The organism is Streptomyces prunicolor NBRC 13075, from assembly GCF_000367365.1.
Lineage (GTDB): Bacteria > Actinomycetota > Actinomycetes > Streptomycetales > Streptomycetaceae > Streptomyces > Streptomyces prunicolor.
On the sequence record NZ_BARF01000131.1, the window covers coordinates 1 to 9563 of the forward strand.

Annotated in this window: 9 protein-coding genes and 1 pseudogene; 3 read left to right on the forward strand and 7 right to left on the reverse strand. The window is 71.5% G+C overall.

All coding sequences use genetic code 11. The features are described from left to right. Positions 1 to 16: 16 nt before the first annotated feature. Positions 17 to 1723, reverse strand: coding sequence for an FAD-dependent oxidoreductase (locus SPR02S_RS65435; RefSeq protein ID WP_026151615.1), 1707 nt, complete (start codon positions 1721 to 1723; stop codon positions 17 to 19). A gap of 245 nt (positions 1724 to 1968) precedes the next feature. Next, a complete protein-coding gene (locus tag SPR02S_RS49455; protein ID WP_026151616.1) occupies positions 1969 to 2865 on the reverse strand; it encodes a TIGR01777 family oxidoreductase in 897 nt (298 codons plus the stop codon). A gap of 73 nt (positions 2866 to 2938) precedes the next feature. Here SPR02S_RS49455 and SPR02S_RS49460 point away from each other — a divergent pair, with 73 nt between their 5' ends. Beyond that, positions 2939 to 3427, forward strand: a complete 489-nt coding sequence (locus SPR02S_RS49460) for a GNAT family N-acetyltransferase (protein WP_019064493.1) — start codon at positions 2939 to 2941, stop codon at positions 3425 to 3427. A gap of 18 nt (positions 3428 to 3445) precedes the next feature. Here SPR02S_RS49460 and SPR02S_RS49465 read toward each other — a convergent pair whose 3' ends face one another. Further along, positions 3446 to 4630 (reverse strand): MarP family serine protease, encoded by a 1185-nt coding sequence (locus tag SPR02S_RS49465; RefSeq protein ID WP_019064494.1) that lies wholly within the window; start codon positions 4628 to 4630, stop codon positions 3446 to 3448. Positions 4631 to 4818: 188 nt separating this feature from the next. Here SPR02S_RS49465 and SPR02S_RS49470 point away from each other — a divergent pair, with 188 nt between their 5' ends. Then, positions 4819 to 5631 (forward strand): peptidoglycan recognition protein family protein, encoded by an 813-nt coding sequence (locus SPR02S_RS49470; RefSeq protein ID WP_245607764.1) that lies wholly within the window; start codon positions 4819 to 4821, stop codon positions 5629 to 5631. A 141-nt stretch (positions 5632 to 5772) separates the two neighbouring features. Here the strand turns inward: SPR02S_RS49470 and SPR02S_RS49475 are convergent, their stop codons facing one another. Next, complete coding sequence (locus SPR02S_RS49475; RefSeq protein WP_019064496.1) at positions 5773 to 6903, reverse strand: lipid II:glycine glycyltransferase FemX; 1131 nt, start codon at positions 6901 to 6903, stop codon at positions 5773 to 5775. 55 nt (positions 6904 to 6958) lie between these two features. Next, positions 6959 to 7228: an ATP-binding protein gene (locus SPR02S_RS58180; RefSeq protein WP_019064497.1), complete on the reverse strand. Its 270-nt coding sequence runs from the start codon at positions 7226 to 7228 to the stop codon at positions 6959 to 6961. A gap of 43 nt (positions 7229 to 7271) precedes the next feature. On the opposite strand from SPR02S_RS58180, the gene SPR02S_RS66385 reads away from it, so the two are divergent. Further along, positions 7272 to 7367 carry a DUF397 domain-containing protein gene (locus SPR02S_RS66385; RefSeq protein ID WP_019064498.1) on the forward strand — a complete coding sequence of 32 codons (96 nt, stop codon included), beginning with the start codon at positions 7272 to 7274 and terminating at the stop codon, positions 7365 to 7367. Position 7368: 1 nt separating this feature from the next. Here the strand turns inward: SPR02S_RS66385 and SPR02S_RS49490 are convergent, their stop codons facing one another. Both SPR02S_RS49490 and SPR02S_RS49495 read right to left on the reverse strand, forming a co-directional pair. Further along, entirely contained in the window at positions 7369 to 8787 is a 1419-nt protein-coding gene (locus SPR02S_RS49490; protein WP_019064499.1) for an ATP-binding protein, read from the reverse strand. A gap of 65 nt (positions 8788 to 8852) precedes the next feature. Continuing rightward, positions 8853 to 9563: pseudogene (locus SPR02S_RS49495) on the reverse strand (hypothetical protein); the annotation flags it as partial.

The following is a 9563-nucleotide window of genomic DNA, read 5'->3' on the forward strand; positions in this document are numbered from 1 at the left end:
GCGCCCCTAGGGGGTTTCAGGCGGCCTGTGTCGTCTGCATCTGCTCCGCCAGGTGCATCGAACCTGCCGCGCCCAGGTCCGCCAAAATCGCCGACGACGCCCGGTGGCCAGAGTGCAGGGCGCCCTGGACGGTGCTCGTGTCCCGGTGGTCGCCGCACACGTACAGGCCGGCCAACAGGCGTACGGGGCGCCGTAGATCGTGCGGTGGGCGCATGACCGGGACCGCCGTGGGGGTGTGGTGGACGGCGAGGGTCTCCCAGCGGGTGGTCGAGGTGCCGTAGAGGCGGGACAAGTGCATGCGTACGGCGGTGTCGATGTCCGGCGGGGGAGGGCCCAGGACCGTCGAGGAGACGAGGGCGCGGCCGGCCGGAGCGCGGCTGGGGTCTACCTCGCTGACGATCGCCGTGTGCGCGACCGGGCCGCCGCGGTCGGAGTCGAGGAGCAGGGCGGCTCCGGTCGTGGGCGGGTCGTCGGTCGTGTGGTGGACCACCGTCACCGGGTGGAAGTCGGGTACGCGCAGGCCGGGCAGGAGTTCGGCCGCCGCGCGCGCGTCCGTCGCGACCAGGACCGCCCGGCAGTGGATCTCGCCGTGCTCGGCGGTGGTCACCGATGTCGTCGATACGGCCGTCACGCGCACGCCCGTGTGCACGGTGCCCGGCGGCAGCGCCGCGGCGAGCACCTCGGGCAGCATCTCCGCGCCGCCCTCCGGCACACACAACCGCCCGCCCGCGAAGGCGCGCAGCGCGAGATCCGCGCACCGGCTGGAGGTGGTCAACTCCGGGTCGCAGAGCAGCGCGGCGAGGAGCGGGCGCAGGAATCCGTCAATGGTCCGTGCGGGTACCCCGCGGGCCGCGAGCGCCTGCCCTGCGGCCAACTCGGGCCGGGACAGGAGGCGTTCGACCGGCGTGCCGGCGAGGCGCGTCAGCGCGGTGCCGAGGCGGGCCTGGTCGACGGGGCCGCCGAGCGGGGCGCCGGAACGGGACCTGGGTACGGTCGAGGACCCTCGCGCGTCCACCGAGCGCTCCTTGAGCGCGGGCCCGCCCCAGGAGGAGTCCGCCCGGTTCCGGGGCGTCAGCGCGCCCCAGGAGGGGCCTGTCCGGTCCTTGGGCGCGAGACCGCCCCAGGTGGAGCCTGCTCGGTCCCTGAGCGCCGGACCGCCCCAGGGAGAACCCGCCCGGCCCCTGAGCGCGCCCCGGGTCGCGGCCTGGTCCGGTTCGGCCCCGTCCCCGAAGGCACCTTCCGTACGGTCCCCAAGTGTTGCCCTGCCCTCTGGTGCCGCCGCGGCCCAGGAGACGCCCCCGCGCCCCCGTGTCACCGGCCCGCCCCACAGAGGGCCCTTCCGTACCGCCCCCGACCTGGGGGCGCTCGCCAGGGCGCGTACCGCGTGTAGTGCGCCCCACGCGCTCCCTCCGGGCGCCGGGGTGCCCGCGTGGTGGTGGCGGCCGTCGCTGTGGAGGAGGACCCCCGGGGCGAAGGGGCGCAGCACCAGGGCGTCGAGGCCCGGGGTCAGGCGTAGTTCGGGGTACGAGGTGGACAGGAACTGTCCGATCCGGTCGAGCTGGAACCCGTCGACCTTCTCGGTCGACATACGGCCCCCCACGTAAGGGGCGGCCTCCAGGACTGCGGTCGTTACTCCTGCGCTGATCAGCCGATGCGCCGCAGCGAGTCCGGCGACCCCGGCTCCCACGACGACTACGTCCGCCTGGTACGCGGGCTCAAACACGTGCCCCTCCTCGACGTTGAGCGGCCGGTGGAGACGTCATGCCCCCAACAGCCTTCAGGGATACCCGAGTTCGGGTCGAGGTTAGGGCCGTGATCGGTCAAGGGGAGTCGCGCATACGCAGGGCACGGTCGCACAGCGGTCGCATACGGTCGCCGAGTGTCATCGGCGGGCGTCAAACGGTCATCGCCGCGCGCCGGTCCTTCGCCTGGCCCTCGCCCGTCCTTCGCCCGGCCCTCGCGCGCCCCTTACAGCGTCGCCCGGATCGCTCCCTCGATCTCCGGGAACGCGAACGTGAACCCCGACTCCAACAGCCGCTTCGGCAGCACCCGTTGACTCCCCAGCACATCCCCCGACATCTCGCCGAGCACCAGCTTCAGCGCGGGCGCCGGCACCGTGAAGAGGTTCGGGCGGCGCAGCACGCGGCCCATCGCCGCCGCGATCTCACGGTTCGTCACCGGGTTCGGCGCGGTGAGGTTGAAGGGGCCGGACAGCCCGTCCGTGTCGATGAGATGCCGGATCGCCGCCACCTCGTCGTGCAGCGCGACGAACGACCAGTACTGCCGCCCGTTCCCGAACCGTCCCCCAAGTCCCGCCTTGTAGAGGGGGAACAGCTTGGCCCACGCCCCGCCCTCACGCGCCACGACCAGCCCGGTCCGCGCGAACACCGTCCGTACGCCCGCCTCCTGCACGGGTGCCGTCGCCTCCTCCCACTCCGTGCACAGCGCGGGCAGGAAGCCGTCTCCAGGGGGCGCCGATTCATCCACGGCACGGTCGCCCGTCTCTCCGTAGAAGCCGATCGCGCTGCCGTTCACCCACACCCGCGGCGGCCGGTCCAGCGAGGCCACGGCCTCCGCGAGGGCCGCCGTGCCGAGCACGCGGCTGTCACGGACCTGCTTCTTGTAGGCGTCCGTCCAGCGGTGGTCGCCGACCCCGGCACCAGCGAGGTTGACCACGGCGTCGCAGCCGTCGAGGCCGGCCGCGTCCACGTACTGCCCCTCGGGGTCCCAGCACACCTCGCCCGCGCCCCGGGCGCCGCGCCGCACCAGGCGCACCACCTCGTGCCCGTCCGCGGTCAGGGACCGGACCAGTGCGCTGCCGATGAGACCGGAGGCGCCGGTCACCGCGATTCGCGAGCGTTCCATGGTGTCCATCCTGCCTCGTTGATCCATAAAACCCCCATGAGGACGGCGCCGCCCCCGCCGTACCCTGGCCCACATGTCCGAGCCGAACATACGCATCGCCCTGCCCGACGACGACGAGGAACTCGGCGCACTGGACCGCGCCACCTGGTCCACCCTGCACGCGGTCATGCCGCTGCCGCAGCCGCCGTACGGCTCCTTCTTCGACGACCGGCACGCGCCCGGTGACCATCTGGTCGCCGAGCTCGACCGCCGGATCGTCGGCTACATCCGGCTGGGCGCCCCCACGGAGCTCGCCTGCAACGCGCACGTCCGGCAGATCCAGGGGCTCGCCGTCGCCGACGAGGCGCGCGGCAAGGGGGTCGGCCGGGCACTGGTCCGGGCGGTCGTGGAGGAGGCCCGGCGCCGGGGCGCACGCCGGCTCACGCTGCGCGTGCTCGGGCACAACGCCCCGGCGCGGCGGCTCTACGAGGCCGAGGGGTTCGTCGTCGAGGGCGTACTGCCCGAGGAGTTCCTGCTCGACGGGAAGTACGTCGACGACGTCTTCATGGGCCGCGCGCTCTGAGCTACGACCGCTTGTGGCCTACGACGTGACCAGGTCGCCCGTGTCCACCTCGGCGGTGGCGGTCGCCGCGCGCTGTGCGTCCCCGGAGACCTCGTCGGCCGTCAGCACGTACCCCGTCTCGTCGTCCGAGGTGGAGCGGGCGAAGACGACGCCGTAGACCTTGCCGCCGGTCGTCAGGAGGGGGCCGCCGGAGTTGCCGGGGCGGACCGTGGAGCGGATCGAGTAGATCTCGCGGGTGACCGTCCCGTTGTTGTAGATGTTCTGGCCGGTCGCGTTCACGCGGTTGGCGACGGTCGCGGCCTGGAGGTTCAGGTCGCCGTCCTGGGGATAGCCGGCGACGACGGCCGAGTCGCCACGGGCCGCGCTGTCGTCGAAGCTCAGCACGGGCGCGGACAGCCCCGGCACGTACAGCACGGCGACGTCCTTCTGCGGGTCGAAGAGGACCACCCGTGCCTCGTACGACCGCCCGACCCCGCCGATGCGGACGGTCGGGTCGTCGATGCCCGCCACTACGTGCGCGTTGGTCATCACGTGCTGCGGGGCGTACACGAAGCCGCTGCCCTCGCGGCCCTGGGTGCCCGAGGAGCCCTCGATCTTGACCGTGCTCCGCTTGGAGGCGTTCGTCGCGGCGGCCGTGACGCTGTCGCCGGTGGGCTTGGCGACCTCGGCCGTCGACTCGTTCTCGAACGGGTTGAAGACCTGCGGGAAGCCCGCCTCGGTGAGCGCGGAGGTGGCTCGCGAGAACCACGTCGGTGTCGTCTCCGGCATCAGCTTCTGCACGCTGCCCAGCAGCGTCGAGTCCTGGATCGCCGTCGTGACCGTCGCGGACGAGGACGCGCCCAGCACGCTCGCGGCCACCCACGCGACGATCATCACCGCCACCGAGTTCGCCGCGGCCCCGCCGATCCCGTCGGCCACCCGCAGCGGCCCCTGGTCCAGCTCCTTGCGCAGCTTGAGCGCGAGCCGCCCCGCCAGTTCGTGCCCGACCACCGCCGGGGTCAGCACGGTGAGCACGGCGGTCACCGTCGCCGTCGTGGTCCCCGGAGTCACCAGGTCCATCACCCACGGCAGCACCCATACGCCGATGACCGCACCGCCCACGAACCCGGCGAGCGACACACATCCGGCGACGAGGCCGCGCCGGTACCCCGACGCCGCGTAGGCGAGGATCACCAGCAACAACAGCAGGTCGAGCAGGTCCACGGAGCCGCCTTTCTCTCGGAACCCTTAGTACGCGAGGAACGGGCCCACTGATCAGTCACGCGCGCGTGGCCTCCGCCAACCCTCCACGCGTGCGTGTACCCCCAGAAACGTGCCGGACCAGGACGATGGTTCCACCGGGTGGCACAGCACACATCGCGGACGGACCGAATCCGGCCGAGAGTGTCACCATGCGTGTCCTGAGAAGAACGCCGGGTGCACGAAGACGACGGCTGCGGGTACGAATACCCCGCGCGGCGGTCGTTCTGCTGGCCTGTCTGCCCGGCCTCGCCGCCGTCCTGGTGCTCGCCCTGTGCGCGAACGGCATCGGCCACCACGCCACGACAGCCGTACGGCGACCGGTCGCGGCCCGCCCGGCGGCCCTCCAGCACGGCGCGCCCAAACCGCACATCGTCCCGCGCTCGGCCTGGCTCGACGCCCTCTCCCGGCACGCACAGCCACCTCCGCGCTACGACGACAAGGTCCTCGCCGTCTTCGTCCACCACACGGACTCGCCGAACGGCTACGACTGCGCGGACGCGCCCCGCATCATCCGGTACCTGTACGCCGGCCAGACCGGGGTCCGGGACTGGGACGACATCGGCTACAACTTCCTCGTCGACCACTGCGGGACGATCTACGAGGGGCGGGCGGGGGGTGTCGACCGGGCGGTCACCGGTGCGCACACGCAGGGCTTCAATCACCGTACGGCGGGGATCGCGGCGATCGGGACGTTCACGGCGGGGATGGCGGTGCCGAAAGTGATGACCGATGCGATTGCCGCGCTGGCTGCGTGGAAGTTGGGGCTTGCGGATGTGGATCCGCGGGCGAAGGCGCGGCTGGTGTCCAGCAACAGCCTCAGCCGGTACGCCAGCGGTGCGACGGCGATGCTGCCTGCCCTGGCGGGGCACAAGGACGGGTACATGACGAGTTGCCCGGGGGCGGCGTTGTTGGCTCGGCTTCCGGAGGTTCGGGAGTTGGCGGCGCGGTTGCAAGGGCGTTGAATCGCCCCCGCCGCCCCTACCCGTCCCATCCCCGGGGGCTGCGCCCCCGGACCCCGCTCGGTCGGATGTTGGGTGCGGGTGCGTGGGGGCTGGTCGCGCAGTTCCCCGCGCCCCTAAAGGGCGGGACTGCGCCCGCCCTTTCTACTTGCGGGCCAGGTAGACGCTCAACGCCCGTTGCAGGACCCGCCCTTGGGATCCCACCGGGCGTTCCCACTCACCCAGGTACTCCACGGCCCGCCCGCCCGCGCCTGTCTTGAAGAGAAGGCGGCCTACGAGGCGGTCCTCGGCGATCAGGGACGGGGTGATGGAGCGGAGGTCGTAGGTGTCCGCGCCGGAGTCCAGGGCCTCGCAGAGCATGCGCCACAACAGGAGGCTGCTGGGGCGGAGTTCGCGGCCGCGGCGGCCGGAGGCGGGGTAGGAGTGCCAGACGCGGGGGCCGGTGCTGATCATCAGGGCGGAGGACAGGACCTCGTCGTCGTACTCGGCGAGGTAGATGCGTAGTCGGTCGGACTCCTCGGCGTTCAAGGCCTGCCACATGCGCCGGAAGTAGTCGAGGGGGCGGGGCTTGAAGCCGTCGCGTTCCGCCGTGGCCCGGTACAGGCGGTGGAACGCGGGCAGATCGTCGGCCGAACCCCAGAAGACCCCGACCCCGCCGCCTTCAGCCGTCTGCAGCGACCGCAACCAGTTGGGGGAGAGCGCGGCCCGCAAATCGTTCACCGACCGCCCGGCCAGGGGGATTTGACACCCGTAACGCGGCTGTCCGAGCCCGAACCCGCTCCCGTCCTCCTCCTTGCACCGCCGCCACCCGAGGCGCCGAAGCCGCTCCGCCGCGTCCAGCGCGTAGCCGTCGATGCCGTCCGTGGGCAGATCCCGCAGATGCCGTACGGAGGGGTCGGCGACGCCCGCCGCGACGGTGGCCGCGTCCCAGTGCCGGACGACGAGCGGCGGGCCGATGCGGACGGAGAACGCGCCCTCCTTCTCCAGGTGCGCGATCAGGGGGTCCAGGTACCGTTCCGGGCGCTGGCTGTGCCAGTCGATCGCCGGCCCGTCGGGCAGGTAGGCGAGGAAGCGACCGGTGCCGGGGAACGCCCGATACAGCACGAGCGCTACGGCGACCAGCGCCTCGCCCTCGAACCAACCGACGCTCTCCGCCGTCCAGTCGGGCTTCACGTCTGCCCACTCGGGGATCTGGAGATGGCTCGCGTCCGGGTGCAGCCGAAGATGCGCGAGGTGTTCCTCGCGGGTGATCCCCTTCACGTACGGGCTGGTCATGGGCGCGGGCTCCTGTTCGGCGGCGGCCACCGTAAGCCGGGGCTCACCGGGCGGGTCAAGACTTCACTGCTGTGAACTCCGCCCACCCCTGTTCGCCGCGTCGGCCCTGCCTGGGCGTGACACCCCACTGGCCGGCCACGGACGCGATCAGGAAAATCCCCCGTCCGCTCTCCGTATCCCAGTCGGGTTCGGTGTACCGGACGGGCAGTTCGGGCGAACGCTCGGCGACGGCGACGCGAACCCCGCCTTCCGGGAGGGTGCGGAGGCGTAGTTCGCACTCCGGGGACTTCACGTGGCGGTGGACGTCGGCGAGCATCTCGGTCACGCAGAGCGTTGCGGCGTCGGCGAGTTCGGGGTACCTCTAGGCGGTGCACATCCGCGACTCGGAAGCCAAGTCCGGTTCCACGCCGGCGTTTCCGCTGGACGAGTGGACGGCGTTCGTGGGCTTCGCTGTCGAGGTGTGACTCAGGAGGGCCACGCCGTGAGCAGGTCGGCCGGGCCGTAGGCCGCGTCGAGTCCCGTGCAGTCCGTTCCGCTGCGGGACACCGCGACCACCGGGACCGGGTGGTGCGTAAGGGCGGCTCGATGGTGATGCAGCGCAGCGAGGTCGTGGCGGTCGAACGGGGAGTTCTCCAGCCACTTCACCGAGCCGACGAAGAGCAACTCCTTGGCGATGGGCGCCCGGTCGGCTCCGACGATGTCGATCTCGACATCGTTGGTACGGGTCCAGTACGCGCCGATGGCGGGCGCTGCCGGAAGGTCTCCGTCCGGCAGCAGGCGGGCCAGCGCCTCGCGTACCAGGGGCTCGACGGCCCGGCCCCGCCAACTGGTCCAGTTGTCCCGGACGCGTCGCAATGTCAGGTCACCTCTGCCTCGCTCGATCTCCTCCATCGCGGGGCCGAGCAGCTGCAGCCAGAAGCGGAGATAGGGGTCGGCGACCCGGTAACGACGATCCTTCGAGGGGCGCGTGGAGAGGGGGAGTTCGGCCGCGATCACCCTCTTGTCCGTGAGGATCCCCAGCGACCGGTTGAGAGGGGTCGCACCGATCCCGCCGGCCGCGCGGGCGATGTTGGTGAAGGTCCGCTCGCCACTGCCGATCGCCGAGAGGACGGCGCGCGCCTGCACCTGCTGGGGGAACTCGGCGGCCAGCGAACGCTCCGCCGAGACCAGGAGTGCCGAGACGGGATCGCTGAGGGCTGCCGACAGGAAGTCCCACAGCCCGGCGCCGTGCGGCCATTCCGCGCAGATCAGGGGCAGCCCGCCGGTGACGAGGGCCGCGTCGAACGCCTCGGCCGCGTCCAGGCCCAGCATCGCGCCCACCTCCGCCGGATTGAGTGGCCCCAGCACCATCTCCCGGCCTCGCTGGTGGAACGGACGGCCGTAGCTGTTCAACGCCTCCATCATCGACAGATCGGAGCCGATGAGGATCAGCAGAACCGGCTTGGTCTCCAGCACCCTGTCCCAGGCCCGTTGCAGCGTGCCCTCGAACGCGCCTTCCGCGTCCATCAGATACGGCACCTCGTCCATGACCACCACGCTGGGCCGGTCGTGCGGCAGAGCCGCCGCCAGTACGTCGAGGGCGGCATCCCAGTTCGCGGGGCGGGCCGAGGCGAGCAGGCCGGCGAGGGGCAGATTCGAGGACTGCGCGTCCTGGGCGAACCGATCAAGATCGACGTGCGGCGACGCTCCCGTGGCGGCGTAGAAGAGGAACGGTGCACCGGACCGCTCGGCGAAGCGCTCGACCAGCCGGGACTTGCCCACGCGACGGCGCCCCCGCAGCATGACGCACCGCCCCGGCCGCTCGCCACCGACCCCGGCGGCCACCTTGCCCAGCTCACGGTCCAGGGTTTCGAGCTCGCGTGCCCGGCCTACGAAGTTGCCCATAGCGCTGAACCTAACAGCAAAGTTACTAACATTCGTGTTAGTAACTTGAGTGTTCGCCCGGTGGCTCAGTCTTCTTCGTTGCGCTCCGCCTCGTCCCCGCGCCGACGGCGGGCTCGCTCGGCGATCCCGCTGGAGAGCTTGCCCTTTACCGAGTTGGCCCGGTCGAGAGTGTCGCTGCCGAGGCTTCTGGCGGCATCGACGCCCTTTGCTCCTGTCTCAAGCGCCCTGCCCCTCGCCTCCACCGCCGCGTGCATCCACCGTCTCGCCTCGGATGACTGGCGGCCGGACTCAATCCCGAGCCGCCCGTGGAAGTCATGGACGACGATTGCGACATGGTTGCTCGCCAGAACTACGGCCGGGGACTTGGTCGGGTGCAGCAACACCTTCGCGTTGGCCGTGTCCGCAGCCGTGTTCATCCTGGCCACCAGGAGCCCGGTGCTCCGCGAGATGTGATCCAGCCGGGCCTGCCGGGCAGCCTTCAGTCCGAGGCGATGCCCGTTCAGCTCCTCCGGAGATGCGTCCAGCACCCGGTCGAGTTCGAGCACGGCGATCGCGTCCTGCAGTTGGAAGCAGCGAGCCAGAACGGCGAGCCACTCCCGAACAACGGAGCCGGCTCGGGTGGCTGTCGTGGCGAGATCGCCGATCTTGGTCTTGCGCTCCATCTTTTCCGCGAGCGCGTCGAGTTGACGCAATGCGTACGCCTGAGTCTCTGCGATCGTCGCCGGCACGGCCTGCACCTTTGACCACGTGACCTCGTCGACCCTGCCCCGCTTGCC

Excerpts from the sequence above, each read along its gene's own strand:
- SPR02S_RS49455 (WP_026151616.1), bottom strand. The coding sequence starts at position 2,865 with ATGGAACGCTCGCGAATCGCGGTGACCGGCGCCTCCGGTCTCATCGGC.
- SPR02S_RS49460 (WP_019064493.1), top strand. The coding sequence starts at position 2,939 with ATGTCCGAGCCGAACATACGCATCGCCCTGCCCGACGACGACGAGGAA.
- SPR02S_RS49470 (WP_245607764.1), top strand. The coding sequence starts at position 4,819 with ATGCGTGTCCTGAGAAGAACGCCGGGTGCACGAAGACGACGGCTGCGG.
- SPR02S_RS49475 (WP_019064496.1), bottom strand. The coding sequence starts at position 6,903 with ATGACCAGCCCGTACGTGAAGGGGATCACCCGCGAGGAACACCTCGCG.
- SPR02S_RS49490 (WP_019064499.1), bottom strand. The coding sequence starts at position 8,787 with ATGGGCAACTTCGTAGGCCGGGCACGCGAGCTCGAAACCCTGGACCGT.